The 26,266-nt window shown below is 51.5% G+C and carries 28 protein-coding genes and 2 tRNA genes; 17 read left to right on the forward strand and 13 right to left on the reverse strand.

Annotated elements, in window-relative coordinates; genetic code table 11:
- The first annotated feature begins 35 nt into the window (after positions 1-35).
- The 3 genes from A3K92_RS01000 to A3K92_RS01005 are packed head-to-tail and all read left to right on the forward strand — an operon-like array spanning position 36 to position 1,395.
- Entirely contained in the window at positions 36-740 is a 705-nt protein-coding gene (locus A3K92_RS01000) for a nucleotidyltransferase domain-containing protein (RefSeq protein WP_088884505.1), read from the forward strand.
- Between the two features lie 36 nt (positions 741-776).
- Positions 777-956: a hypothetical protein gene (locus A3K92_RS09355; RefSeq protein WP_157722395.1), complete on the forward strand. Its 180-nt coding sequence runs from the start codon at positions 777-779 to the stop codon at positions 954-956.
- Positions 937-1,395, forward strand: a complete 459-nt coding sequence (locus tag A3K92_RS01005) for a type II toxin-antitoxin system VapC family toxin (protein WP_088884506.1) — start codon at positions 937-939, stop codon at positions 1,393-1,395. The genes A3K92_RS09355 and A3K92_RS01005 overlap by 20 nt, the downstream gene beginning before the upstream one ends.
- 87 nt (positions 1,396-1,482) lie before the next feature.
- Here A3K92_RS01005 and serS read toward each other — a convergent pair whose 3' ends face one another.
- The 3 genes from serS to A3K92_RS01020 all read right to left on the reverse strand — a co-directional run bounded on the left by serS (position 1,483) and on the right by A3K92_RS01020 (position 4,275).
- Entirely contained in the window at positions 1,483-2,850 is a 1,368-nt protein-coding gene (gene serS / locus A3K92_RS01010; RefSeq protein ID WP_088884507.1) for a serine--tRNA ligase, read from the reverse strand.
- A gap of 73 nt (positions 2,851-2,923) precedes the next feature.
- Entirely contained in the window at positions 2,924-4,126 is a 1,203-nt protein-coding gene (locus tag A3K92_RS01015) for a molybdenum cofactor synthesis domain-containing protein (RefSeq protein ID WP_088884508.1), read from the reverse strand.
- 71 nt (positions 4,127-4,197) lie between these two features.
- Positions 4,198-4,275, reverse strand: a tRNA-Arg gene (locus A3K92_RS01020).
- A 65-nt stretch (positions 4,276-4,340) separates the two neighbouring features.
- Between A3K92_RS01020 and A3K92_RS01025 the strand changes: the two genes are divergently transcribed.
- A complete protein-coding gene (locus A3K92_RS01025) occupies positions 4,341-4,793 on the forward strand; it encodes an Lrp/AsnC family transcriptional regulator (protein ID WP_088884509.1) in 453 nt (150 codons plus the stop codon).
- Here the strand turns inward: A3K92_RS01025 and A3K92_RS01030 are convergent.
- The 5 genes from A3K92_RS01030 to A3K92_RS01050 form a co-directional block, all read right to left on the reverse strand.
- Positions 4,780-5,070 (reverse strand): hypothetical protein, encoded by a 291-nt coding sequence (locus A3K92_RS01030; protein WP_335755192.1) that lies wholly within the window; start codon positions 5,068-5,070, stop codon positions 4,780-4,782. The two genes, A3K92_RS01025 and A3K92_RS01030, sit on opposite strands and share 14 nt — an antisense overlap.
- 48 nt (positions 5,071-5,118) lie before the next feature.
- On the reverse strand, positions 5,119-5,838 hold the full coding sequence (locus tag A3K92_RS01035) for a phosphoribosyltransferase family protein (protein WP_088884511.1): 720 nt from the start codon (positions 5,836-5,838) through the stop codon (positions 5,119-5,121).
- Between the two features lie 61 nt (positions 5,839-5,899).
- Entirely contained in the window at positions 5,900-6,424 is a 525-nt protein-coding gene (locus tag A3K92_RS01040) for a YkgJ family cysteine cluster protein (RefSeq protein ID WP_088884512.1), read from the reverse strand.
- Positions 6,425-6,429: 5 nt separating this feature from the next.
- Positions 6,430-6,675: an Lrp/AsnC ligand binding domain-containing protein gene (locus A3K92_RS01045; RefSeq protein WP_198361945.1), complete on the reverse strand. Its 246-nt coding sequence runs from the start codon at positions 6,673-6,675 to the stop codon at positions 6,430-6,432.
- Complete coding sequence (locus tag A3K92_RS01050) at positions 6,672-8,021, reverse strand: signal recognition particle protein Srp54 (protein ID WP_088884513.1); 1,350 nt, start codon at positions 8,019-8,021, stop codon at positions 6,672-6,674. Before A3K92_RS01050 ends, A3K92_RS01045 begins: the two co-directional genes overlap by 4 nt.
- Before the next feature lie 467 nt (positions 8,022-8,488).
- Here A3K92_RS01050 and A3K92_RS01055 point away from each other — a divergent pair, with 467 nt between their 5' ends.
- From A3K92_RS01055 to A3K92_RS01070, 4 genes are all read left to right on the forward strand, one after another.
- Positions 8,489-8,698 carry a hypothetical protein gene (locus A3K92_RS01055; protein WP_088884514.1) on the forward strand — a complete coding sequence of 70 codons (210 nt, stop codon included), beginning with the start codon at positions 8,489-8,491 and terminating at the stop codon, positions 8,696-8,698.
- Between the two features lie 92 nt (positions 8,699-8,790).
- On the forward strand, positions 8,791-10,137 hold the full coding sequence (locus A3K92_RS01060; protein WP_157722397.1) for a hypothetical protein: 1,347 nt from the start codon (positions 8,791-8,793) through the stop codon (positions 10,135-10,137).
- Positions 10,138-10,179: 42 nt separating this feature from the next.
- Positions 10,180-10,983, forward strand: coding sequence for an S-methyl-5'-thioadenosine phosphorylase (mtnP, locus tag A3K92_RS01065; protein ID WP_088884516.1), 804 nt, complete (start codon positions 10,180-10,182; stop codon positions 10,981-10,983).
- A gap of 95 nt (positions 10,984-11,078) precedes the next feature.
- Complete coding sequence (locus A3K92_RS01070; protein ID WP_232460883.1) at positions 11,079-12,425, forward strand: FAD-dependent oxidoreductase; 1,347 nt, start codon at positions 11,079-11,081, stop codon at positions 12,423-12,425.
- Positions 12,426-12,730: 305 nt separating this feature from the next.
- Here A3K92_RS01070 and A3K92_RS01075 read toward each other — a convergent pair.
- A tRNA-Gly gene (locus tag A3K92_RS01075) sits at positions 12,731-12,808 on the reverse strand.
- Positions 12,809-13,028: 220 nt separating this feature from the next.
- Between A3K92_RS01075 and A3K92_RS01080 the strand changes: the two genes are divergently transcribed.
- The 9 genes from A3K92_RS01080 (at position 13,029) to A3K92_RS01120 (ending at position 22,907) form a co-directional block, all read left to right on the forward strand.
- Positions 13,029-13,274, forward strand: a complete 246-nt coding sequence (locus A3K92_RS01080; protein WP_088884518.1) for a DNA-directed RNA polymerase subunit H — start codon at positions 13,029-13,031, stop codon at positions 13,272-13,274.
- 15 nt (positions 13,275-13,289) lie between these two features.
- Positions 13,290-16,658, forward strand: coding sequence for a DNA-directed RNA polymerase subunit B (locus tag A3K92_RS01085; protein WP_088884519.1), 3,369 nt, complete (start codon positions 13,290-13,292; stop codon positions 16,656-16,658).
- A 5-nt stretch (positions 16,659-16,663) separates the two neighbouring features.
- On the forward strand, positions 16,664-19,387 hold the full coding sequence (locus A3K92_RS01090) for a DNA-directed RNA polymerase subunit A' (protein WP_088884520.1): 2,724 nt from the start codon (positions 16,664-16,666) through the stop codon (positions 19,385-19,387).
- A 9-nt stretch (positions 19,388-19,396) separates the two neighbouring features.
- Positions 19,397-20,572, forward strand: coding sequence for a DNA-directed RNA polymerase subunit A'' (gene rpoA2, locus A3K92_RS01095; protein ID WP_088884521.1), 1,176 nt, complete (start codon positions 19,397-19,399; stop codon positions 20,570-20,572).
- A gap of 13 nt (positions 20,573-20,585) precedes the next feature.
- Positions 20,586-20,891 (forward strand): 50S ribosomal protein L30e, encoded by a 306-nt coding sequence (locus tag A3K92_RS01100; protein WP_088884522.1) that lies wholly within the window; start codon positions 20,586-20,588, stop codon positions 20,889-20,891.
- A complete protein-coding gene (locus A3K92_RS01105) occupies positions 20,891-21,328 on the forward strand; it encodes a NusA-like transcription termination signal-binding factor (protein WP_088884523.1) in 438 nt (145 codons plus the stop codon). The genes A3K92_RS01100 and A3K92_RS01105 overlap by 1 nt, the downstream gene beginning before the upstream one ends.
- A gap of 10 nt (positions 21,329-21,338) precedes the next feature.
- A complete protein-coding gene (locus A3K92_RS01110) occupies positions 21,339-21,782 on the forward strand; it encodes a 30S ribosomal protein S12 (protein ID WP_011250029.1) in 444 nt (147 codons plus the stop codon).
- A 5-nt stretch (positions 21,783-21,787) separates the two neighbouring features.
- On the forward strand, positions 21,788-22,435 hold the full coding sequence (locus A3K92_RS01115) for a 30S ribosomal protein S7 (RefSeq protein ID WP_088884524.1): 648 nt from the start codon (positions 21,788-21,790) through the stop codon (positions 22,433-22,435).
- Positions 22,436-22,520: 85 nt separating this feature from the next.
- Positions 22,521-22,907, forward strand: coding sequence for a DUF3783 domain-containing protein (locus A3K92_RS01120; RefSeq protein ID WP_088884525.1), 387 nt, complete (start codon positions 22,521-22,523; stop codon positions 22,905-22,907).
- Positions 22,908-23,059: 152 nt separating this feature from the next.
- Here the strand turns inward: A3K92_RS01120 and A3K92_RS01125 are convergent, their stop codons facing one another.
- The 4 genes from A3K92_RS01125 to A3K92_RS01140 form a co-directional block, all read right to left on the reverse strand.
- A complete protein-coding gene (locus tag A3K92_RS01125) occupies positions 23,060-23,464 on the reverse strand; it encodes a type II toxin-antitoxin system VapC family toxin (RefSeq protein ID WP_232460884.1) in 405 nt (134 codons plus the stop codon).
- Positions 23,446-23,634 (reverse strand): hypothetical protein, encoded by a 189-nt coding sequence (locus A3K92_RS01130; protein ID WP_088884526.1) that lies wholly within the window; start codon positions 23,632-23,634, stop codon positions 23,446-23,448. Before A3K92_RS01130 ends, A3K92_RS01125 begins: the two co-directional genes overlap by 19 nt.
- Positions 23,635-23,801: 167 nt before the next feature.
- Positions 23,802-24,923 carry an alkaline phosphatase family protein gene (locus A3K92_RS01135; protein ID WP_088884527.1) on the reverse strand — a complete coding sequence of 374 codons (1,122 nt, stop codon included), beginning with the start codon at positions 24,921-24,923 and terminating at the stop codon, positions 23,802-23,804.
- A 60-nt stretch (positions 24,924-24,983) separates the two neighbouring features.
- Entirely contained in the window at positions 24,984-26,252 is a 1,269-nt protein-coding gene (locus tag A3K92_RS01140) for an Nre family DNA repair protein (protein WP_088884528.1), read from the reverse strand.
- Positions 26,253-26,266: the final 14 nt, after the last annotated feature.

Here is a 26,266-nt window from a genome sequence, read left to right on the forward strand (position 1 = left end):
AGAGGCTTTAAAAAGTTAAAGTGATAGCTAAAGTGATGCCGAGGGAAAAGGTCGTCCGGGTATGGGATGAGAGAGAGGTGGTTTATCCCCCAAAAAGATGGCGCTATCTGTGGGAGAAGCGTGAAAAAGCCCTGAAAATAATGGAACGCCTTTCCCAGTTCGACCCGCAGCTCTACGGTAGTGTGGCCAGAGGAGACGTGAGAAAAGACAGCGACATAGACATATTCATCCCGATAAAGGTTCCCAGTTACCTCATCGAACTCGCCCTTGAGGGCCTCGTGCGGAGGAGAAAGATAGTGATGGCAACGCCCTGGCACCTCATAAAGGGCGTCATCGAGATAGACGAAGAAACGACCGTTACCTTCCCGCTGATCGAGCCAACCGACAGGGAGCTTGAGTTCTACCGCTGGGGAGGGATGATTGACCTGTGGGGAGTCAAAACCAGGGAGCGCGTTCCCGGGGTGAACAAGAAGCTCATACTCATAATCCCGACCGAGAGGGGGCACATTGAAAGGGAAGTCGTTGGCAGGGAGAGCGAGGTCGCGAAAATTCTTGGCGTGAGCATTGACATCGTGACGGAGCGCGTCCATGTCCTCATGAGGAGGGACAGAATAGGGAGGACGGGAATCTATCTCAACGAAGAAGTGCCCGACTGGATGAGCTTTGAGGAGGCCCTGAAAATCATCGCCGACCGCGACCCGAACGTGAGGAAGAAGGTTAGGGAGAGGGGAGGAGTTTAGCAACCCTTATATCTTTCAAAACAGAACCAACCTTGGGTGGAGAGAATGGAAACCGTTAAGGTTGAGGTTCCCAAAGAGTTTGAGAAAAAAGTTAAGGAGTATCTTCAGGAGCTTGAAAAGAGGCGTGAGATTCTGAAGAAGACGGCAGGGATACTGAAAACCGAAAAGTCCGCCAAAGAGCTGAAGGTGGAGATTTATGAAGAGCTTTATGGTTGATTCCACCGTTCTTGTCGAGCACTTGAAAGGGAACCCAAAGGCCACTGAACTTCTTGAGGCACTCATTGATGGAAATGTAGAGGGATATATCAATGAAACCGTTGCCTCAGAAGTCATTTTTGTATATTTAAAGCTCAAAACTGGCAGGAGCTTTAGAACGCTCAAGAAAAAACCGAATTTAGTCAAGAAAGTCCAAAAAGAACCTGTTTACGAGCTTCTCTCACTGTTCAAGTTCCTTGACACAAACGAATTCGTGTTTGCCGTTTCCAAAAGGCTGGTAAATGAATATGGTCTCCTTCCTAACGATGCAATTATTGCTGCAACGGCCATCTTCTACAAACTCGATGGGATAATAACCCTCGATGAAGACTTTGAGAACATAGCCCAAAACGAGAATCTTCTGTTAATTTCGTCCCCCGAGGAACTCTCAAGGATATAGTGAACTGTATACACAACAACCTCGTATGAACCCCTGTATTGCGCACAGAATAATGCTCCAAAGGGAGATTTGGAAAAGGAAGAAAAATCAATCCTGGCAGCAGCGCTCCTTCATGTGGGCTGGCAGGATTTCCTTGAAGCCCGTGTACTTCCACAGGGCCCTCGGGAGCTTGACAACGCCTTCCTCCGTCTGGTGGTTTTCCAGGATAGCGACGATGGCCCTTGAGGTGGCTATGGCAGTTGAGTTCAGCGTGTGGACGAAGCGCGGCTTCTCGTTGGTCTTATCCCTGAAGCGGATGTTCAAGCGTCTTGCCTGCCAGTCGGTGCAGTTGCTGGCTGAAACGACCTCCCTGAACTTGCCCTGGCCGGCCATCCAAGCCTCGATGTCGTACTTTTTGGCCGCGACGTAACCGAGGTCGCCGGTGCAGATGTTGACGACGCGGTAAGGTATCTCAAGGGCCTGGAAGAGCTCCTCCGCGTTGGCTATAATCTTCTCGTGCCAGTCCCAGCTCTCCTCCGGGCGGGAATAGACGAACTGTTCGACCTTGTGGAACTGGTGGACGCGGAAGATTCCCTTGGTGTCCTTTCCTGCAGTTCCTGCCTCCTTCCTGAAGCAGGGGCTAACCCCGACGTAGAGGAGCGGCAGGTCTTTTCCGTCGAGTATCTCGTTGGCGTGCATTCCAGCTAATGGGTGCTCGGCCGTCGGGATGAGGTATAGGTCTTCGCCCTCAACCTTGTAGATTACGTCCTCGAAGTCCTCAAAAGTAGTTGCTCCCTCTTCCACGAAGCGCCTGACCATATAGGGCGGAATCACCGGGGTAAAGCCCTTCTCTATGAGCTTGTCAAGGGCGAAGCGTATCAAAGCTAAATCGAGGATGACCAGCTCGTTGAGGAGGTAGTAGAACCTCGCCCCACTCACCTTAGCGGCCCTCTCAAGGTCGGCTCCCCTCAAAAGTTCGAGCATGTCAACGTGAAGCCTCGGTCTCCAGCTCAGAACCTCGTACTCCATCTTCCCGAGGCTCTGCTCCTTAAAGCTTTCAAGGAAGCCCTCCCAGACCTTAGCCTTGCCCCAGAACCTTATCGGGACGTTGTCCTCGTCGCTCTCTCCAACCGGGACGCTCTCGTGGGTTATGTTCGGAAGCCTCCAGAGGTAGTAGTCGATTTTCTTCTTCAGTTCCTCGACTTCCTTTTCGAGTTCCTCAATCTGCTTCACTATTTCATTACTCCTCGCGAGTAAATCGTCTATTGGCTCTCCGGCCTTTTTGCGCTTTCCTATCTGTATTGCCAGCTGGTTGCGCTCCTTTCTCAGGGCGTTTATCTTCTTTAAGTTCTCGCGCCACTTCCTGTCCAGTTCAAGGATTTCATCGATCCACTTGACCTTCTCGGTTTCGCCCCTCTTGAGGAGGTCTTTCTTTACCAGCTCCGGGTTTTCGCGGATGAGCTTTATGTCGAGCATAGCCAACACCTAAGGTTGAGAAACGAGCGGGACTTTAAAAAAGGTTTTGATGGGAAATTGAAGGAATGGAAAGTCAGCCGAAGAACGTTACCTCGACCTCTTCTCCGGCCTCAAGTATCTCCACCGTCTCAGGGATCTCGATGAAGCCGTCGGCCTCGACGAAGCTCGTCACGGCTCCACTTCCCTTCAGTATTGGTACTGCCTTTTCGCCTTCAATCTTAACCGGGAGGAACTGCCTTCTTCCCTTAACGGAGAAGACCTTGTGGACGAGCTTTTTCCTGACCTTCCTTACTTCGCTCTCCCTTCCGATGAGCCTCCTCAGGAGGGGCGCGACGAGAAGGGTGAAGTTGGTGAGACAGCTAGTGGGATAACCGGGCAGGCCGAAGACAGGCTTTCCGTCCACGACGCCTATTATCGTCGGCTTTCCTGGTTGGATTGCTATGCCGTGTATATAGACCCTTCCGAGTTTTTCTATTACCGAACTTGTGAGATCCCTCATTCCACCGCTTGCGCCGCCGCTTATTAACACCATGTCGCATTCGGCAACCCCTTTTATCATCAGATCCGCGAGACTTTTCTCGTCATCCCTCGCGATTCCCAGAAAGCAAGCTTCGCCGCCGAGCTCTCTTATGGCGTCTGTGATGGCCCTTCCGTTTATATCATAGATTTTTCCCGGCTTGAGTTCTTCCCCTGGCAGGACTATCTCGTTCCCCGTGCTTATTACTGCAACCTTTGGCTTTGCGTAGACTTTTACCGTGTTGAATCCCAGGGCAGACAGTAGGGCTGTCTCTTTAAACCCCAGTCTTGTACCTGTTTCGAGGACCAGTTTGCCCCTGGGAATATCGGTTCCGGCTTTCATGACACCCAGGCTTGGGTATGCTGGTTTGTAGACTATTACCGTATCGTCCTTCCTGTCAACGTCCTCAAACTGGATTACCGCGTCTGCTCCTTCGGGAAGCGGGGCACCCGTTGAGACGTAGACTGCTGTACCTGGGGCGAGCTTGATTTTGGGTTCTTCTCCCGCGTGAACTTCTCCTATTACCTTTAGTTCAACGGGGTCGCTTTCGCTCGCCATAAATGTGTCCTGGGCCCTTACCGCGTAGCCGTCCACCGTGGCCCTGTCGAAGGGGGGCACGTTTATCGGAGAAACGATGTTTTCTGCGAGAACCCGTCCAAGGGCTTCGTCTAGGGATACTTCTTCGACTCGGGGCTTGAGTTTGAATGAGTTCACGATTCTTAAAGCCTCTTCCAGCGGGACTACCTTAAGGAAAGCCATAATACCACCGGGGAGAAATGGAATGTGGGCATATAAATCAGTTTTGCTAAATGGAAGCATTAACAGAATTGTGGCGGACCGGCGGGGCTTCGAACCCCGGACCTGCGGCTTAGGAGGCCGCCGCCCTATCCTGGCTAGGCTACCGGTCCAGACCCGTTTTTCCCTTTAGCGGAGGGTATTTAAAGTTTACGGTAAACTGTAGGCGGTGGTGAATATGGATGAGCTGGACTTAAAGATACTCAAACTCCTTCAAGAGAACGCTAGGTACTCCTATAGAGAGATAGCCAAGAAACTTGGCGTTGCGGTTGGAACAGTTTACAATCGAATAAAAAAGCTGGAAGATGCGGGAGTTATCAGGGGCTTCTGCGTTGATGTGGACTACGAAAAGCTTGGTTTTGGCCTTACTGCGGTTATCGGGATAAAGGCAAGGGGGAAGGACATAGTCAGAATAGAGAGAGAACTCTCAAAAAGTCCGAGGGTAATGCAGGTGTACGACGTTACAGGCGAGTATGATATAATCGTGGTTGCCAAGTTTAAGGACAGGGCGGACATGAACAAATTTGTCAAATGGCTGCTCTCTCTTGACGGAGTGGAAAAGACAAACACAAGTGTCGTCATGGATATAGTTAAAGAAAAGTTTGCGCTCTCTCTGTTCACAGAAGAATAAGGTTATTCTGGTTTTCTATAAACCTTTTTGCAAAGTCCACCAAGCTTTCGGCTGGGAGCTCAACTTCTTTCCCGTTTACCCTCCCCCTGAACACGTACTTTCTCACTTCTATTTTTTCGATTGGTTTGAAGTTTGGGTCTTCCTCTATAGTGCTCTCTAGGGCTTTATTGAACTCCGCCTCGGAGACTTCGATTATTATCCCCTCGAGGACAACCTTCTTGCCGCATTCTTCTTCGGGGCACTCAAAATAAAAGGGGGAACCAACTTTGGCCTCCACAGGTAGTGTGAGGCCGGCCGTGTTGTAGACCATGAACTTTGCCATAGTTCATCTCTCCAGGGCCACGATGCTCTCTACAGGAATTCCGTATTCTTCCCTGAGTCTATCAACTATGTCCCCAACGCTCACCAGGAACACCATTCCGACGGGTTCTGCACCGGCCTGCCTGCAGAGGTCAACGAGTGCTCTCTGGGTCTCTCCGCTCCTGACGACGTCGTCGACTATGAGGACTTTCTCCCCCTTCGACAGCGCCCACGATGGGAGATAGAGGGTTGTTATGCTCCCCGAGGCGCTTGGGACGTAGTTGACCTCGTAAAACTTCTCCACACCGACCTCTTTTTTCTTCTTGGCGTAGACAACGTCAACGCCGAGCTCTCTTCCAAGGTGAACTGCCAGTGGAATACCGTCGGTGGCCGCTGTCAGTATCTTTTCGATTTCAACGTCCTTAAGCCTGCTCGCTATTTCCTCGGATAGGAGGGTCATCAGTGATGTGTCGCTGAGTACGGACATGCTGTCGAAAAAGCCCCTGCTGTCAAAGCGAAGCCTCTTTTTCACCTCATTTTCGAGGTTCACGTACTGGGACAACAGCTGGGTAAGCTCTCTGGTTCTCTCGCTGTTGGGAAGGACCTTTCCTCTTACGTATCTGTTGAGGACAGTTATTGGGAGTCCGGTTATCTTTGAAAGCTCTTCGTAGGTGTAGCTTTTCTTCAGGAGCCTGAGTAAAGTAATAAGTCTCAGTTTTTCCTTAACTGACTTCAGCTGGCTCACGCTATCACCTCCGGTGCTCCGCATTTAACAAGAAAATGTATAAATATGTTTCGGTTTTGCTTCACTTTCGCTCAGCGAGTGTCCCCGACTCTTTCGTGGTTTTGGTGTGGTATTCTTCAATCACTTCGCCGTACTCTCTCAGGATGAACTCAGCCGTTACGGGTTCTCCCTCGGGATGGTCTATTCCGGGGCAGAGAGAATCAAGCTTGATGTGAACCTCCATTTTGTCGCCTTTTTTTATGAAAACAAAGGGGTAAAGCCGGCAGGCCAGGGGTCTGTGCTTGTATATTCTGCATCTTTTCGTCTCAGGGTCCAGGAAAACACATGAATCATCAAAGGGTCTCTTTTTCAGGCCGTAACCCAGGAATTTGTCCCCCCTATAGAACAGTTTTTCATAGTCCACGAATTCCCATGCGTTGTACCCGAGTTCTTCTATTCTCTCTATATCCTCGTCTCTGAGTGGTATCTCCAGCTCTCGGCAGCATTTTCCGCAGTTCTCAACGCATTTAAACTTCACTCTGGAGTGAATTGTAACATCTAGAGTCTTCAGGTCTATTGTGGCCACGAGCCTCGTTTCGAGGTTCATGGCCTTCACTCCTTGGCTCCGTAGGTACTGGCTATCAGTGTCTCAGTTGCCTCGATCTCTTTTATTTTTCTAAGGACGTTGTCGTGGAACTCATCGAGGTTCCTTATGTCTTCAACTTCCACCCGGGCAATGAGGTCGTACTCTCCGTATACTTGGTAGACTTCCTTTACTTTGGGGTGGTTTTTAAGCTGGTCGTAGACCTTTTTCTCTGCCCCGGGTCTCGTAACTATAAGGATTATGGCCTCCATCATATTCCAAACCCTCCCAGCCCTCCAAACTTCTTCGCCATTTTTGCGAGCTTCCTCTTATCAAGGTTTTTGAACATCTTTCTCATCTGGTTGTACTGGGCTAGTAATTCTCTTACCTCCTTTGTTGAAGTCCCTGATCCTCTGGCAATTCTCTTTATCCTGGAGTAGTTTATGATGTCTGGGTTTTCGAGTTCTTCCTCGGTCATGGAGTCCATTATAACCTTGTAGCGCTTGAGTTTTTCTTCACCGACTCTAATGGCCTCGTCCGGTAGGGAGTAGCCCAAACCGGGAATCATCTGGAGTACTTTCTGGAGGGGCCCCATCTTCTGCATAGCCTCTAGTTGCGCGTACATGTCCTTTAAGTTGAACTTACCTTTGAGGAACTTCTCTAGATCTTCTTCCTTGATCTCCTGTTCCTGGGCCAGTTCCTCGAACTTTTCAAGAAGGCTCTCTATATCTCCTAGCCCGAGAAGTCTGGAGACGAACCTCTTGGGGTCAAAGGGTTCCAAATCGTCTATCTTCTCTCCGGTACCTATGAACTTTATGGGTGCTCCAGTTGCAGCGACTGCCGAAAGAGCTCCACCGCCTTTAGCGCTTCCATCCAGCTTCGTGACTATTATTGAGCCTATTGGTGTGGCCTCTTTGAACGCCAGGGCTTGATTGTAAGCCTGCTGGCCGATTGTACCGTCTATAACCAGTATGACTTCATCGGGCTGGATGACTGAGCTTATTTGCTTCATTTCCTCTATCAGGCTGGCCTCTTCCTTGTGTCTGCCCGCGGTGTCGACTATGATAACGTCTACACCCTTGTTCTTAAAGTACTCAACTCCTTCTTTAGCCAGCTTTATTGCGTCCTTCTCTTCTGGATTTCCAAACACCTCTATCCCTAGGGGATCAACGAGCTGTTTGAGCTGGAAGTAGGCACCTGGACGCCATGTGTCTGTACACACGAGACCGACCTTGTAGCCCCTCTTTTGGAGGTATCTTGCAAGTTTGGCTATGGTCGTGGTTTTTCCCGATCCCTGAATTCCGACCGTGAGTAGAACTGTGGGTTTCTTCTTTATCTCCAGGGGCACGGCTTCCCTACCGAGGAGATTAGTGAGTTCCTCGTACACTATCCTGATAACATGCTCCCTTGGGCTCATCCCTGCCGGTGGTTTCTCTTTTAGTGCTCTTTCCTGTATTCTTCTGGTGAGCTGAAGAACCAGCCTAACGTTCACATCCGACTGGATTAGGGCCCTCTGTATGTCCCTCACGACCTCTTTTATTAAGGCTTCGTCGATTGTGCCTGCCCTCGCGAGTTTTCTCAATGCACTGTTCAGTGCCTTTCCCAGCCTCTCTAGAGCCATTCTCAACCCTCCGGGGTTAAGTGTTCCGCCATCTTTATAACCCTTCCTTCGTGTTTTTGCGAGTTTGATGTTCATGATTTTTGATTAAACTCCGTTTTAAATCGTTGAATTTTTCCAATTATGTACATTATAGTAAAACTTGGAGCAACCATCCTCTTTAGGTTTAATCTCTATTTTGGAACGAGCATTGACGAAGAAAGCAGAGTTGAAAACTTTTTTAAACCTAAAACCCATATTCTCTTCCGGAATAGGTGAGAGGAGGTGAGAGAATGGAGTGGCTGATTGCACTTTACAATTACAAGTATCTAAAGGACATGGAGCGCCGCAGAAAGAAACCCATACCCGAGGAAATGGAGTACGTTGAAGCACTTCTCCGGTGATATCGTCGTTTGACGATATCCTTTTTAACAATTAACTTTCCGAAATCTTTTTATATATTGAAGTTGTAGTAACTATTGGTGAGTACCATGACCACGGTTATTAAAAGAAACCCCCTCCTGTTTTTGAAGGAGCTTAGAGAATACTACGACGACATCTGGAAGCTCCCTGACAGTCAGTACCTGGTCGATCCTGATTTCCTGGTTGTCGACCCAAAAACTGGAAAAGGAGCAAAGATTGCTTTTGTAGTTCTTGACGACGGAGAAACTGTAAGCGTCGTCTACGACGATATAAGTTGATATTAGTGCACGCTAAAATTCCCCACATAAAATAAGTTTTTAGCTGTATTTTCTCCGGAAAAGTTATATAACGCTGACTCCTTAAAGAACTAATGGGTGGTACTGTGAATACAAGTTCTCCAGAGCGGATAAAACTACACTCTCAGGTTATAAATGTCGCTCAGGAGATCCCTGATCCCTACGTGCGGGCTGTAACCCTTGCTAGAATTGGCCACAGGCTTTATCTTGCTGGTGACGCCAACTACGGGAAGGCTTTTTCCCTTGCTCTCTCTGCCATCAATGATATTGATAATCCATTCATGGTTCTGAAGGCCATGGTGGACATTTCCAAGTATTTTCACCTTTCTGGAATGGAAGAGAAGGCAAAGGATTTACTTAGAAGCGCCTATGAGGGTTCTCTTCTTTTAAAAGGTCCTGCAAGAGACGTGGTCCTTTTGGATATAGCAAGGGGTGCTCTGGCTATCGGAATGCCCGATGAAGCTCTTCTTTACTCAACTGACATTCAAGACATCCAAAGGCGGGACCTTATTATGGCGGAAGTCGTTCAGTTTTATATCAAAAGGGGTGATCTGAGAAGGGCGTCATCCCTCTTAGATGGGGTGTCTTCGGAGGAGGTAAAGTCGAGGATTTCCTTTGAGCTTCTTAATGCTTACCTTAGAAGGGGGGAATTTGCAAGTGCCCTGAGAATTCTTCCCAAAATAGAGGTTTATTACTGGGTGGACTCTTCTATTGAGGAGATCGCTAAAAGGATCAGTGAAGAAGATGCTTTCGAGGATGTTTACTGGAAGTTTGTTGAGGCCATAACGGAGCTCTCCATGACCTCGGGGAAGGATTATTTGACAACGTTTCTAATCGGGCTCTCCCGTGGGGGGAAGGCAAGGTTTGTAGCCAAGGTTTTGAACTCTCTGGCCGATTTTCCACGGGCTGAGGCTGTAAAGAGGATTGCCATGGCCCTTATCTCCAGTCCTAGAAATCTTGAAGAGTTCATCCGTGAGCTATCTCTTCCACCCGAGGAGTTTGATCCCCTTGCACGTGCGGTAATGGATGAGCTGTTGAAGGGACCGGTATCACCCGCTTACCGGGAGGTTGCTCTGATTATAGGGCGGAGAACTGAGGACATGGCTGTCCTCGTTAAAGTTTCCACTTATCTTTCAAAGATTGGCTATCCCGAAGAGGCCAGAACTTTTGCAGAACAGATCATCGACCCATATTTAAGATCCCTGGCGTTTGGTGCCATAGCGCTCGCCCATCTCAAGAGGGGAGACATCGATAGCGCCATTGAAGCGGCTGCCGAAGTTCGTGACAGGGACTGGGGGTCATGGTTGATGGGAGAAATACTCGTCAAGGTAGTTGAAAGCTCTATAGGAGAGAACGCTGAGGAAGAGTTAAGCGAGAGGGCTCGGAAGCATAAAAAGTGGAGAGAAGATATTGGCCCCTAAACCTTTTTAATGAATTCGGGCTGATTGTTTTAGGTGGTGTGCATGCCGAGGATAGCGATAATAGGTGGTTCTGGAGTTTACGACCCTTCTTTGCTCTCTAACATCCGGGAGCAGGTCGTTGAAACGCCCTACGGTAGGGTTAAGCTGAAAATTGGTGAGTACGAAGGCGAAGAAATAGCCTTCCTCCCAAGACACGGCGAAAAACACAGTGTTCCGCCGCATAAGATAAACTACCACGCCAACATATGGGCCCTTTATGAGCTCGGCGTTGAGAGGATTCTTGCCACCTCAGCTGTTGGTTCCCTGAACTTGGATATGAAACCAGGAGATTTTGTAATACTCGACCAGCTGATGGACTTCACCAAAACGAGGCACTACACCTTTTACGACGGAGAGGACAGCCCTCACGATAGGAAATTCGTCGCCCACATAGACTTTACGGAGCCATACTGTCCGGAACTCAGAAAGGCTCTGATGAGTGCGGCTAAGGAACTGGGTCTCAATTACCACCCGACCGGAACCTACGCATGTATGGAGGGTCCGAGGTTCGAAACCCGGGCGGAGATAAGGGCACTCAAGATACTCGGTGCCGACGTCGTCGGAATGACTCAGTGTCCGGAGGCAGTTCTGGCAAGGGAACTTGAGATGTGCTACGCCAGTGTTGCTGTAGTTACCAACTACGCCGCTGGAATAAGCAGGGAAAAGCTGACCCACACTGAAGTAGTGGAGCTCATGGAGAAAAAGGGCAACGAACTCAAGTTGCTCTTGATGAGTGCCATCAGGTATATCCCCAAAGAGCGCCGCTGTCCGTGCAAGGACGCCCTGAAGGGCGCGACCGGTGAGTGATGTCCTCTTTTCTTCATCTCTCTTCCAAAAAGTGCTTACGTTGAGAACTTAAGGTTAAAGAAAGCGTTTAATAATCAGAAACCCCGTTCTTTATGGTGATTGAAGTGAAGTACGACGTCGTGGTTATTGGAGCCTCCGCTGGAGGATTGACGGCAGCAATTTCCGCCAAGAAGTTCTACCCTGACAAGACCGTCCTGGTCATCAGAAAAGAAGAAGTCGGGATGATACCCTGCGGAATCCCGTACATATTTGGAACCCTGAAGAGCGTTGACGATGACGTTCTGCCTGTTGAAAGATTCCTGAAACCCCTCGGTGTTGACATTCTGACCGATGAGGTCGTTGAAATTGACCCCAAGAGGAAAGTCCTCAAAACTAGGTCGGGAAGGGAAGTTGCCTGGGAGAAGCTCGTCATCGCAACGGGTTCGAGGCCGGCAAAGCCGAACTTTCCGGGTGTTGAGCTCGATGGTATCTACACAGTTCCCAAGGACTACGAATACCTCAAAAGGCTCAGGGAGAAAATTGAGGAAGCGGAGAGGGTTGTTATTGTCGGTGGTGGCTTCATAGCCCTTGAAGTTGGAGACGAAATAAGGAAGCTCGGAAAGGAAGTCACGCTTGTTGTCAGGAGCAGGCTTTTGAGGAACTCCTTTGATCCGGAGTTCAGTGAGATGATTGAGGAAAGACTGAAGGAAGTCGGGGTTAATATCGTCCACGGCCAGGTTGAAGCGTTTGAGGGAAGCGGAAAGGTCGAGAAAGTTAAGCTCCTCGGTGGGGAAGAAGTTCCCGCGGATTTGGTAATTCTCTCGACCGGCTACAAGCCAAACGTTGAGCTCGCGGTTAAGGCCGGGCTCAAGGTTACACGCTATGGTATCTGGACCGATGAGTACATGCGGACTTCTCATCCGGACATCTTCGCAGTTGGAGACTGCGTTGAGCACAGAGATTTCTTCACAGGGAAGCCCTACGGCCTTATGCTCGCCTCGACAGCGACCTTCGAGGCTAGAATAACGGGTGCGAACCTCTTCAAGCTCCAAATCGTGAGAGAGAACAGGAGGACGATAGGTGTTTACTCCACCCACGTTGCAGGATTAACCCTCGCTGCTGCTGGATTGACTGAGGAGAAAGCCAGGGAAGAGGGCTTTGAGGTTATAGTCGGCTACGGAAAGGGCCCCGACAGGCACCCCGCGAAGTTCCCGGACACCTCGATGGTAACGGTCAAGCTCATATTCTCCCGCGACAGGGGGGCGATACTCGGCGCCCAGATAGCGGGAGGAAAGAGCGTCGGCGAGATGATAAACATCCTCGCCCTGGCGATCCAGAAGAGGCTGACCGCGAGTGAGCTCTACACTCTTCAGATAGCCACCCACCCGCTCTTAACGGCTTCCCCAGTAGGCTATCAGATTTTACAGGCCGCCGAGGACGCGCTAGCGAAGCTGAGGGCTTGAAACCTCTTGCCCTGTTTCTGCTCTCTTTTTAGCAAACTTTTCAGTGCAAAGTTTGATCAGAGAGATTCTTTTCCCTCCAAGAGCAAAAGGTCAGTTGTGCCTTATTCAAGGGCAAGTTTTGAGTGGGTTTAACGTTAAATTACACTCTCCAAGCAGTTTCAACTTTATTATCGACGCCCGAAGGGTGCCTTTAGAGAGCGAAACACTCACCAAAGGAGCAAGCAAGTAAAAAACCCTTCAAGACCTGAAGCTTGTAGAGGAGGCACCTAATTTTCCGCCAGCGCTTTCGTCAGAAAGGGCTGTAATGGTGCGGTGGCCGGGATTTGAACCCGGGTCACCGGCTTGGGAGGCCGGTGTCCTGGACCAGGCTAGACTACCACCGCGCGTCCTCATTATGGGATGTGAAATTTAAAAGTTTTACGCGGACTAAGATGGACAGAGTAGTTCATTGAGGGTGCTTTTTGGGTGTGAAACCTCTCTTAAACTTTTCGTAAGGCCTATAAACCCTTCACCTCACTTCTACCTCGAAAAGCTTATATAGGTGAACCTGAACCGGTGGATAGTGGCGGTCATTCTTAAAAAACTGTAAGGGGGCATTTCTCGGTGGCGGCGAAAAAAGAATTTAGTGTGTTTATGCACGAACTGGTTCCAGAACACAGGATACTTAGCGAGGAGGAGAAGGAGGAGCTCCTCAGGAGGTACAGGATCAAAATCTCCCAGCTCCCCCAGATACTGGCTTCTGATCCAGCAGTAGTGGAACTGGGTGCAAAGCCCGGCGATGTTATTGAGATAAAGAGAAAGAGTCCTGTGGGCACTTCCTACTACTACAGGCTCGTTGTTGAAGGCTGATTTTGAGGTGAGACCATGAGCGCGAGAGGACCCACTCTTGTTGATGTTACCCCCGACGACCTCTGGCTTGTTATGGAATCCTACTGGAAGGAGAAGGGACTTGTTAGACAGCACCTCGACTCTTACAACGCCTTCATTGACTATGGCCTTCAGGAAGTAGTTGACGAGTTTGGCGGTGTTAAGCCAGACATACCCAACTTCGAGGTCAAGTTCGGGAAAATAAGGATAGGGGAACCAGTATTTCAGGAAGCCCAGGGACAGAGAAGACCTCTTTATCCCATGGACGCCAGGATAAGGAATCTCACGTATTCTGCGCCACTGTTTTTGGAACTCATTCCAGTAGTCAACGGGATTGAGCAGGAACCCGTTGAGGCGAGAATTGGAGAGCTCCCAATAATGCTCAAGTCCAAGATATGCAGGCTTTACGGCCTCAGCGATGAAGAGCTCGTGAAGCTCGGTGAGGATCCAAAGGATCCGGGAGGATACTTCATCATCAACGGTTCTGAGAGGGTTATTGTTTCTATCGAGGATCTCGCACCCAACAAGACCCTCGTCGAAAGAGACGAAAGGCAGGACAGGATAATTGCCAAGGTCTTCTCTTACAGACACGGTTACCGCGCACTTATAACCGTCGAGAGGAGAAAAGACGGGATTCTTTACGTCACGATTCCGAACGTTGCTAAACCAGTCAAGTTCGTTTACGTAATGCGCGCCCTCGGTCTTCTCAGCGATAAGGAGATAGTCGAAGCGGTTAGCGACGACCCGAGGATTCAGCAGATCCTATTCGACAACTTGGAAGATGCCAGCGATATAAGAACACAGGAGGATGCGCTCGATTACATAGGCAAACTTGCCCTGCCGGGACAGCCAAAGGAGTACAGGCTTAGAAGGGCCGAGCACATAATAGACAACAACCTCCTGCCACACATGGGCGTTGAGCCCGAGAATAGAAAGGCCAAGGCCTATTACCTCGGAATGATGGCCCTCAAAGTTCTTGAGCTCTCACTCGGCCTGCGCGGTGAGGACGACAAGGATCACTACGCCAATAAGAGGCTCAAGCTGGCTGGAGACCTCCTTAAGGATCTCTTCCGCGTTGCCTTCGGCCAGCTCGTCAAGGACATGCAGTACCAGATGACCAAGACTTACCAGAGGAAGGGAGAAAGATACACCTTCCAGAACATACAGCGCTTTGTCAGGAACTCGATAAGGCCCGACGTGTTGAGCGAGAGGATAGAGCACGCCCTGGCGACCGGTTCATGGCCGGGCGGAAGGACGGGTGTCAGCCAGCTCCTCGACAGAACGAACTACATGTCGACTCTTTCACACCTGAGGCGCGTAACGTCTCCACTAAGCAGGGATCAGCCCCACTTCGAGGCGAGAGATCTCCACGGAACTCACTGGGGTAGGATCTGTCCGACCGAAACGCCTGAAGGTCCGAACTGTGGTCTCGTTAAGAACCTCGCCCTGATGGCCCAGATCACTACAGGACTCCCGGAGGAGGAGGTAAGGGCTTATCTGGAGAAACTTGGCATAGTCCCCATTGAGGAGAGAAGACCTGCTCCAGGCCTTTACAGAGTTTACCTCAATGGTGTTCTTATTGGCACGGTTGAGAACGGACGCGAGCTCGTCGAGAGAATAAGGGCCGACAGAAGAGCGGGTAAGATAAGCGACGTAATCAACGTGGCCCTCTACGAGGAAGAGGACGTTAAGGAGATTTACATAAACAGCGACGATGGCAGGGTCAGGAGGCCGCTCATCGTAGTTGAGAACGGAAAGCCGAAGCTCACCAGGGAGCACGTCGAGGGCATAAAGAACGGAACGCTTACTTGGAGCGACCTCATCAAGATGGGAGTCATAGAGTACCTCGACGCCGAGGAAGAGGAGAACGCCTACGTGGCAACATGGCCATGGGAAGTTACCGAGGAGCACACCCACCTCGAGCTCATGCCTGCTGCGATACTCGGAATTCCGGCTTCACTCGTCCCCTATCCGGAGCACAACGCGGCCCCGCGTAACACCTACGGAGCCGGTATGGCCAAGCAGAGCCTCGGTCTCGGCGCTGCCAACTTCCGCATAAGGGTCGACACGCGCGGCCACCTCATGCACTACCCGCAGGTTCCGCTCGTCAACTCACGCATAATGAAGGCCGTTGGTTTCGAGGACAGACCTGCGGGCCAGAACTTTGTCGTTGCAGTTCTCAGCTACCACGGGTACAACATGGAGGATGCTGTTATCATCAACAAAGCATCAATAGAGCGCGGGTTGGCTCGTTCGACCTTCTTCAGAACCTATGAGGCCGAAGAGAAGCGCTACCTCGGTGGCCAGATGGACCGATTCGAAAAGCCAGACCCGACCATCAAGGGCTATCTTGGAGACAGATACTACCGCAATCTCGATGAGGACGGTATAATCTTCCCAGAGTCAAAGGTCGAAGGCAAAGACGTCCTCGTTGGAAGAACTTCCCCACCCAGGTTCCTTGAAGAGCAGGGTCGCCTCGGTGGAATCGCCCTCCAGGAGAGAAGAGAAACCAGCGTTGCAGTTAGACCGAGTGAGAAGGGTATAGTCGACAAGGTGATAATCACCGAGACAGGTGATGGAACCAAGCTCGTCAAGGTTACGGTGAGAGACCTCCGCATTCCGGAGCTTGGAGACAAGTTCGCTTCAAGGCACGGTCAGAAGGGCGTCATCGGTTTGATCGTTCCGCAGGAGGACATGCCTTGGACCGAGAGCGGTATCGTTCCGGATTTGATTGTCAACCCGCACGGTATCCCGAGCCGTATGACCGTCGGACAGCTCATTGAGGCCATCGGTGGAAAGGTAGCCTCGCTCAAGGGCAGGCGCGTTGACGGAACTGCCTTCATCGGTGAGTCCGAGGAGAAGCTAAGAAAGGAACTTGAAGAGCTCGGCTTCAAGCACAGCGGAAGGGAGGTCATGTACGACGGTATAACCGGAAGAAGGCTTGAGGCTGACATATTCATAGGCGTCATTTACTACCAGCGCTTGCACCACATGGTTGCCGACAAGATGCACGCGCGCTCTCGCGGTCCGGTTCAGGTTCTCACCAAGCAGCCAACCGAGGGAAGGGCCCGCGAGGGAGGTCTCAGGTTCGGTGAGATGGAGCGTGACGTACTCGTTGGTCACGGTGCGGCAATGCTCCTCATAGAGAGACTCCTGGAGGAGAGCGACAAGACGGAAGTATTTGTCTGTGAGAACTGCGGACACCTTGCCCTAGAAGACAAGCGCCGTGGTAAGGTCTACTGCCCGGTCTGTGGTGAGGAAGAGAGGATAAGCAAGGTTGAGATGAGCTACGCGTTTAAGTTGCTCCTCGACGAGTTGAAGGCGATGGTCATTAGGCCTTCCCTCAGGCTGAAGGATAGGGTGTGAGAGCCATGCAGTCGATGAAAAAGGTCATCGGAAGTATTGAGTTTGGAATCCTCTCACCTCAGGAAATCAGGAAAATGAGCGCCGCCGAGATAACAGTTCCGGACACCTACGACGATGACGGCTATCCGATAGAAGGCGGCCTCATGGACAAGCGGCTCGGTGTTATCGATCCTGGACTGAGATGTGAGACCTGCGGTGCCAGAGCGGGCGAGTGTCCCGGTCATTTCGGACACATAGAGCTGGCCAGACCAGTCATCCACGTTGGTTTTGCCAAGACTATCTTCAGGGTTCTCGAGAGCACCTGCAGGGAGTGCGGCAGGATAAAGCTCACCGATGAGGAAATAGAGGAGTACATGAAGAAGTTTGAAATAGTCGGCGACAGAAAGAAGGCCAAGGATAATTTGATCAAGGAGATCCACAAAAAGGCCAAGGAAAGAATGGTATGCCCTCACTGTGGCGCCCCACAGTTCCCGCTTAAGTTCGAGAGGCCAACAATTTACTGGGAGCTCAGGAAGGACGAGGAAGGCAACGACTACAAGCACAGGATGATGCCGAGCGAGATAAGGGACAGGCTTGAGAGGATCCCCGATAAGGATCTGCCGCTCCTTGGCCTTCACCCGGAGAAGTCCAGGCCGGAGTGGATGGTTCTTACGGTCCTTCCAGTTCCGCCGGTCACGATGAGGCCGTCAATCACCCTTGAGAGCGGCATCCGCGCAGAGGATGACCTCACCCACAAGCTGGTCGACATAATCCGTATCAACAACAGGCTCAAGTCCAACATAGAGGCCGGTGCACCGCAGCTGATCATCGAGGATCTCTGGGATCTCCTCCAGTACCACGTCACCACATACATCAACAACGAGACCTCGGGCATTCCACCGGCCAAGCACAAGAGCGGAAGACCGCTTAAAACACTCTCCCAGAGGCTTAAGGGGAAAGAGGGGCGCTTTAGAGGCAACCTCAGCGGTAAGCGTGTCAACTTCTCCGCCCGTACGGTCATCAGCCCTGATCCCATGATAAGCATCAACGAGGTCGGTGTTCCTATAGCCATTGCAATGGAACTCACCGTCCCCGAGAAGGTCACCGAGTTCAACTACGAAAAGCTCAAGCAGAGAGTCCTTAATGGTCCTGACAAGTATCCGGGTGCCAATTACGTCATTGATCCTGAAGGGAGAAGGATACGCCTGATGGAGAGCAATCTTGAGCTCATAGCTGAAAAACTGGACATAGGCTGGACGGTGGAGAGGCACCTTGAGGACGGTGACATAGTCCTCTTCAACAGACAGCCTTCCCTGCACAGGATGAGCATAATGGCCCACCGCGTCCGCGTTATGCCCTACAAGACCTTCAGACTTAACCTGTCAGTGTGCCCGCCCTACAACGCAGACTTCGATGGTGACGAAATGAACCTCCATGTCCCGCAGACGGAGGAGGCCCAGGCGGAGGCAAAGATACTCATGGAAGTCCAGAACCACATAATCTCGCCACGTTACGGTGGGCCGCTGATTGCTGGAATCCAGGATCACATCTCGGGCGGCTATCTCCTCACCAGAGAGGGGGCGTACTTCACCAAGCTGGAAGTCAGTCAAATGCTGACCTTTGCAGGTGTTGAGATTGACGAGCTCCCTGAGCCGGATAAGTATGAGGACGGTCAGCCCCTGTGGAGCGGAAAGACGATCTTCTCACTCCTCCTTCCCGATGACCTAACCATCTGGTACCGCAACAAGCTCTGTGATGAACTGGAGAGATGTGAAGCCTTAGAGAAACTAATCGAGGAGAAACTCGTCCCCGATCCGGAGGAAGTCAGAAAGTTAGCCTACGATGGCTTTGTCTACATCCAGAACGGAAAGTTACTCAGCGGTGCGATAGACAAGAAGGCCTACGGAAGGGAGGACGGAAAGCTCCTCGACATAATAGTGAGAGAGTACGGCGTCGAGAGGGCCAGACAGTTCCTTGACCAGGTCACCAAGCTTACGATCTGGGTCATAACCCACAAGGGCTTTACCACTGCCATAGACGATGAAGATCTCCCAGAGGAGGCTTTGGACAGAATCAAGGAGATAATCCGTGAGGCCGAAGAAAAGGTTCAGAAACTCATCGAGGCCTATGAAAGGGGCGAACTTGAGCCCCTCCCGGGCAAGACACTTGAAGAAACTCTCGAGAGCAAGATAATGGCTGTCCTCGCCGAGGCACGTGACAACGCAGGTAAGGTTGCGGAGAGATACCTTGGTATGGGCAACCACGCGGTGATAATGGCCAAGACCGGGGCAAGGGGTAAGATACTCAACATCACCCAGATGGCGGCAATGCTCGGTCAGCAGTCAATACGTGGAAAGCGTCTTTACCGCGGCTACCGCGGAAGGGTACTAACCCACTTTAAGCCAGGAGATCTTGGAGCGAGGGCTAGGGGCTTCGTTACCAACTCCTACAAGAGCGGTCTAACTCCTCAGGAGTACTTCTTCCATGCCATGGGTGGTAGAGAAGGTCTCGTCGATACCGCGGTTAGGACTGCACAGAGCGGTTACATGCAGAGGAGATTGATAAACGCCCTCCAGGACCTCAAGGTGGCCTACGACGGAACGGTCAGGGATCCAACGGGAATCATAGTCCAGTTCAAGTACGGTGAAGACGGTGTCGATCCAATGAAGAGCTGGCAGGGCAAGACGGTTGACGTTGACAGGGTCATTGTGAGAACCCTTCTCAAGGTGAGGGGGAACGGAAAGGCGTGAGGTGAGAAAATGGTAGCGGCCAAGACCATTAAATCTTTAGTTGAGAAGACTCCCCTCCCGGATGCGGTTAAGGAAGAGCTCTACAACAAGCTCATCGAGTACAATAAGAAGTACAAGCTCAAAAAGGCCGAGGTAGAGGCTATCGTTGAGGAAGTGGTGAAGGAGTACGAGAAGGCCCTTGTTGAGCCGGGAGAACCTGTTGGTACTGTTGCGGCACAGTCAATAGGTGAGCCTTCAACGCAGATGACCCTCAACACCTTCCACTACGCGGGTGTCGCTGAGATAAACGTTACCCTCGGTTTGCCCAGAATTATCGAAATTGTCGATGCCAGGAAGAACCCATCAACACCAATCATGACGGTTTATCTTGACGAGGAGCACAGGCACGACATGGCCAAGGCCCTTGAAGTCGCCAGGAGAATAGAGGGAACCACCCTTGAAAACCTCGCCAGAGAGGAGACAATAGACATCCTTAACTTCGAGTATGTAGTTGAGATTGATCCTGAGAGGCTTGAAAAGGCAGGTCTTGACATGGAAAGGGTGCTGAAAAAACTGTCCAGCTCTTTTAAGAGCGCTGAGTTTGAGGCCGACGGGTACACGATCATCGTCAGGCCCAAAAAGGTTGGTAAGCTCTCAGACCTGAGAAAGCTTGCCGAAAAGGTTAAAAAGCACCGCCTTAAGGGTCTCTCTGGCGTCGGGAAGACCATCATAAGGAAGGAAGGCGACGAGTACGTGATATACACCGAGGGCTCGAACTTCAAGCAAGTACTAAAGGTCCCCGGCGTTGATCCAACCAGGACGAGAACCAACAACATCTGGGAGATCGCGGAAGTGCTCGGCATTGAAGCCGCCAGAAACGCCATAATAGAGGAAATAGTGAGCACAATGCGTGAGCAGGGTCTGGAGGTTGATATAAGACACATCATGCTCGTCGCCGACATGATGACTCTGGACGGGGCAATCCGTCCGATAGGGAGACATGGTGTGGTCGGAGAGAAGGCGAGCGTCCTGGCTAGGGCCGCCTTTGAGATAACTACCACGCACCTCTTCGAAGCAGCCGAGAGGGGTGAGGTCGATCCCCTCAACGGTGTCGTTGAGAACGTCCTCATCGGCCAGCCAATCCCCGTTGGAACCGGGATGGTCAACCTGAAGATGGGCCTTCCCCTGAGACCGAAAAGGGAGTAGGGAGGTGTGAAGTATGGATCTTGCGTTTGAACTGAGAAAGGTATTGGAAACCGGAAAGGCAGTGCTCGGTTCAAGGAGGACAATACAGCTCGCAAAAACCGGTGGGGCTAAGCTCATTATAGTGGCTAAAAACGCCCCTGCCGAGATAAAGGAGGACATCTACTACTACGCGAAGCTGAGCGGGATACCCGTTTACGAGTTCGAGGGAACGAGCGTCGAGCTCGGCACTTTGTTGGGTAAGCCATTTGTCGTGGCTTCCCTGGCCATAGTGAACCCTGGCGAGAGCAACATACTCGCCTTGGCTGGGGGTAAGGAGTGATGCCGCTCAAGCTCAACACGGACCAGATCAAGTACATAGCCCTCTTCGAGAGCATGACCGGAGCGACTGTCCTCGACTGCCTCATCGATAACAACAGAAACAGACTCATCTACGTCATAAAGAAAGGAGAAATGGGCCTCGCCCTTGGAAAGAAAGGAGCAAACGTCAAGCGCGTTCAGAACATGCTCGGAAAGGAGGTAGAGCTCATAGAGCACTCCGAAAATCCTGAGGAGTTCCTCAAGAACATTTATAAGAGCCTTGGGGTTAAGGTTAAAAAGATCCACATCACTGAGAAGCGTGATGGTAAAAAGGTCGCCCTCCTTGATGTTGGCCCGCGCGACAAGCCGAGGGCCATTGGAAGGGGCGGCCAGAACATCAACCTCGTGAAGGAGTTGATGGAGAGACACCACGGCATTCACGATGTGGTCATAATTTGAGGTGATGATCATGGCTGGAAAGAAGGCCCCGTATGGAGAATTCGCGGGAAGAAAGCTCAAGCTCAAGAGGAAGAAGTTCCGCTGGAGCGACATAAGGTACAAGAGGAGGGTCCTCCGCCTCAAGGAGAAGAGCGACCCGCTTGAGGGCGCTCCACAGGCCAGGGGAATAGTCCTTGAGAAGATCGCGGTTGAAGCAAAGCAGCCGAACTCGGCTATGCGTAAGGCAGTCAGGGTTCAGCTCATCAAGAACGGTAAGGTCGTCACCGCCTTCACCCCCGGTGACGGTGCCATCAACCACATCGACGAGCACGACGAGGTCATCATCGAGGGAATCGGCGGTCCTAAGGGCGGTTCGATGGGTGATATCCCCGGTATCAGGTACAAGGTCGTCAAGGTCAACAGGGTTTCCCTCAAGGAGCTCGTCAAGGGAAGGAAGGAGAAGCCGAGGAGGTGAAGTGAATGGCCAAGCCACTAACCGAGAGGTTCTTCATCCCGAAGGAAGTCAAGGTCATGGGCAGGTGGAGCGTTGAGGACGTCGAGGTTACCGACCCGTCCCTCAAGCCCTACATAAACCTCGAGCCGAGAATACTCCCGCACAGCCACGGAAGGCACGCAAAGAAGCCCTTCGGCAAGGCCAACGTCCACATCGTTGAAAGGCTCATCAACAAGGTCATGAGGAGCGGCGCCAGCCACTACAAGGCTGGTGGCCACTTCATGAGAAGGGAGCACCGCTCGATAATGAGCAAGAAGATGAAGGCCTACGAGGTCGTTAAGGAGGCCTTCATGATCATCGAGAAGAGGACGAAGCAGAACCCGATTCAGGTCCTCGTAAGGGCTATTGAGAACTCCGCCCCGAGGGAAGATACAACAACGATAGCCTTCGGTGGAATCCGCTACCACATGTCAGTTGACGTCTCCCCGCTCAGGAGGCTCGACGTTGCCCTCAAGAACATCGCCCTCGGTGCGAGCATAAAGTGCTACCGCAACAAGACCACTTACGCCCAGGCTTTGGCCGAGGAAATAATCGCCGCCGCCAACAAGGACCCGAAGAGCTTCGCCTACAGCAAGAAGGAAGAGATCGAGAGGATTGCCCAGTCCTCACGCTGAGGGCTGGTTCCGTCTTACACTTTTCTCCCCTGTTTCTTGGGTGAACTTTTTAACCCTGGGCACCAACTTGTTGTGGTGTGATATCATGATATTCCTCATAGGATTTTCCGAAGATGAAGTTGAGCTCGTAAGGAACGCTTTTGGGGACGTTCCGGTGTATGAAATTCCCGAGGAGTGCAGGGGCTGGATTCTGAGTGAAATCATCGAAAAGGCCGACTCGCTGAAGGGCAGTGGAAACTGGCACGAGAGGAAGTTCTTCCTAATGCACGACCTGAGCAACGAGGAGATAAAGGACGCCCTGAGGAAGATGAAGTCCCTCGGCTTTAGGGGAGTCATCTACGCAACAACAACGCCGAACTCCCTCACCATGAAGCTCGACGAGCTTATAGAGGAATGGCTCGAGGAGGATGAGTACTTCAGGCAGCTGAGAAAAATGAAGAAAGGGCCTTACCTGAACATAGGCAGTAGTTAAGGCAACCGTTCTCGCCTTTTGGATACAGCTTCTTTCTTTTGGCTCCTTCGCCCCCAGTATTGTTCTCTCTGGGGGGAAATAGTGTGGGGCTTATGAAAGGCGGAATCATTAGCTTTGGAGAATATCTTGGATTTTTCCAGCAATGCTCTTGTTTAACCTTCCTTGTCAACTTTTTCGAAGGGGTTGTATATCTTGAGACCCTCAACTTTCTCGAAGTCCTTGACGTTCCTTGTAACCAGTGTTAAGCCGTGAAGGAGTGTTGTGGCGGCTATAACCGCATCAGGGAGCTTTATGCTGACCTTCCTCCTGAGTTCAATCGCAACGTCGGCTATCTCATTGGTGAGCGGTATAACGTGCGCGAAGCTTATGAACTCCTTTGACTTCTCAAAGCCTTCTGGTGTATGGCCTTTCCAGCCGAGGAACTCTATCTTCGTGATTATGGAGACGTTGAAACTTTTCCTCAGGATTTCCTCCACTTTGGGGAGTTCATCCTCAGGAATAGTATCGGCCAGATAGTAGATGAGAACGTTTGTGTCAATCAGAAACCCCTCTCCCATTCCTCCCTCAGCTCCCTGAGGCTTTTTTCTAGGTCTTTTCTGCCCCTGTAGATCCCCCTGTACTTAGAGGGCTCGAAGAACTCAGCTTTTATCTTTTCCCAGAGTTCCGGGGGAATTATGACACCCTTAACTTTTCCGTGCTCATCGTAGATGTATTCAATTCCTTCCATATCCCCACCTGAAGTAGTTTTGTTTTTCGCATATTTAACCCCTTCGTCCTCAGTATTGTACTCTGACTATTATTTCATACCGTCGCAAACGCTCCATCGAGAAGACCCTTTTTAACCATCCAGCTCAAGAAGACCTATAAGGCAGAGCTTTCAATAAATCTCTGATTTCATCCCTTTATCAAACTCCTCCCCACCATGTTGGCAGGCTTATCCACGCCAAAGAAGTCCAGTATCGTCGGAGCTATGTCCATGAGCGAGGCGTTTTCAAGGTTTGCTTTCTCAAAGCCCCAGAGGATGAGCGGAACCTTAACAACCGGCTCGTTGTTGGAGCCGTGCATACCCTTAACCCAGTGGCTTACTCCCTTAATCCCCTTGCACATCCTGTGGGAGCAGAACCAGTAGCCCGGCTTGGCTGAAACTATAAGCTCGCCGCTGTTGGGGCTGTTCAAATGGGGAAGTTCGTCGCGGAAGAAAACGTCTTTAACGCCCGGCGCTTTCCTTAAAACCTCGAAGGCATCCTCAGCGTCGCCCGGGTTTCTCAGGTAAACATGAACGCCCCCGCCAGAAGAGACCCTCCTAACTCCTATCCCGCTATCCACGAGGAGCTCCCTGATGTTCACCCAGGTGTGCACCTCTTCCTGCCCGTGGTCGGCGAAGATTACGAATGCGTACTCGTCTTTAAGCCTTTCCCACAGGGTTCTAACGGCGGTATCGACAGTTTCCACGGCTTTGAGCGCGCCCTCGCTCAGGGGCCCGTGGTCGTGGCTCATCCCGTCTATTGAGGCGAAGTGGACGAGGAGCAAATCCGGTTTACATTCCTCGTAGATGTAGATGGCTGAATTCAAGACCCATACATCTTTCCTCCAGTCCCTGCCGTGTTTTCTATAAAGCTCGTTGCTCGCGAAGAAGGGCGGGAAAATCCTAACGTCCGTTCCACTGAAGGGGGGCATCGTGTAGCCGCTGACGGAACCCGTCCTGATGCCCCTCCCCCGGAGGATATCAACGATAGTTGGAGCTCTGATGACCCTGTGCGGGTTGAAAGCCACCTCGTAGTCGTAGAAGTTAATCTTCCTGTCGGCCAGCCTGTCATAGTAGCCGTTCTCGACGACGCCGTGGTCCTTCGGCCAGACCCCGGTCATGACGCTCGTGTGAACGAGGTCGGTAAGGGTTGGGAAGATTGAGTCAACTACCACGAAATCGCCGTTTTCTGCCAGCTCGCTCAGGAAGGGCATGTGTTTGAGGTTGTAAACCCCGTTACCGTCTAGGCTTATTAGGGCGAGCTTTTTCATTTCGATCACCGGTGTCGGCCTGACGTGCAGTCATCACCGTTCAGTGGGATGGAGTGGTCGTCATCCACCTGCATTATCTCTATCGAGGCGGTATATATTCTTTCCGAGCCACTGGTCTAAAGTTTTCTGCCTCGCGAGATTTCTTAGGATGTAGCTCCTCTCAAGGTATTTCTCGAACGGGTGCTCAAGGCGTCTCTTAATGGCCTCCAGCGCCTCGTTTAACGTCTCAAAGCGCCCTATGGGGTTCTCCATCGCTTTCTTCACGCCGAGCCTTATCTGCCACACGCCAAGAGGGGCGTAGTACTCCGGAGTAACCTCGCGGAAGACGACGGCCCTTGCCTGCCTTTTCCTTTTCCTCAGGGCTTCAAGGACGCTTAGACGGGCCGCGTAGTAGGCCCCAGCCGTTTCCTTGACGTATTCCTTCCTTCCGCGGAAGTCCTCGTAGTCGTGGATTACACTCGGTTCACTCGAACCGAAGAGCGAACCCTTCAGCCAGACCTCAAGGAGCTCGAAGGCGTAGCTCTCGGGCATCAGGAGAACAGCGTAGCGATTTCCAAGGAAGCGGTAAAAGTAAACCTCGTAATCGCTGATGGGCGGATAGTGGAGAATTTCCCCCCTCAGGTTCTTCCCTATCGTGTCCTGCACCGCCGTGATGCTCCACCTCGTCGGGACGAGTTTCTTTTCAACCCCAAGCAGTCCGGCTGAGAGGAGCCTCACGATGTAGTACTCGTCAAAGCCCCAGTTGTAGAGCCTCATTATTGCTTCCTCTGCCTTCAGCTCGTCGCTCACAACGTAATCCGTCTTCCTCGGTATCCTCGGGTTCTCGGTGAGCTCGAAGTCAAGGAGCTCGGCCCGCGGACCGAGAGGCGGTGCAAACTCGCTTGGGATGACCTTGAGAACAGGTCTTTTCTTGAGAAGGATTTCGCTGTCCACGGGTTTTATTGACATGGCTAGCTCCTGAATCTCGCTCAGAACTCTTCCGCTCTTCCTCACGTTCACGTCCACCTTGCTCTCGCCCATAACGAGGAGGGAGCGGTAGTAGAGGATGTCGCGTATAGTTTTGTCCTCCCATTTGAGGGGATTATCGAGGTAGCTCGTGTTCCCCTCTATCGGGGGGACGAGCGGGCCTATTCTAACCTTCGGGTAGCCATACTCACCGACGAAAACACTTGGTGGGGAAGAGCCGAAGAGATGCCTCTTGTTCAGCTTCCCCTCTACCCTTTGGGCTACCCTGAAGCGCTCAAGGATTGGACAGGTCGGTCTTCCGCAGAGCAGCTTTCTGCCCTTGCAGACGGCACAGAGTTTTGAGTTGAAAACGCGCGCATTCATCGAATTTGCTTTTG

The sequence above is a fragment of the Thermococcus gorgonarius genome, assembly GCF_002214385.1.
GTDB lineage: Archaea > Methanobacteriota_B > Thermococci > Thermococcales > Thermococcaceae > Thermococcus > Thermococcus gorgonarius.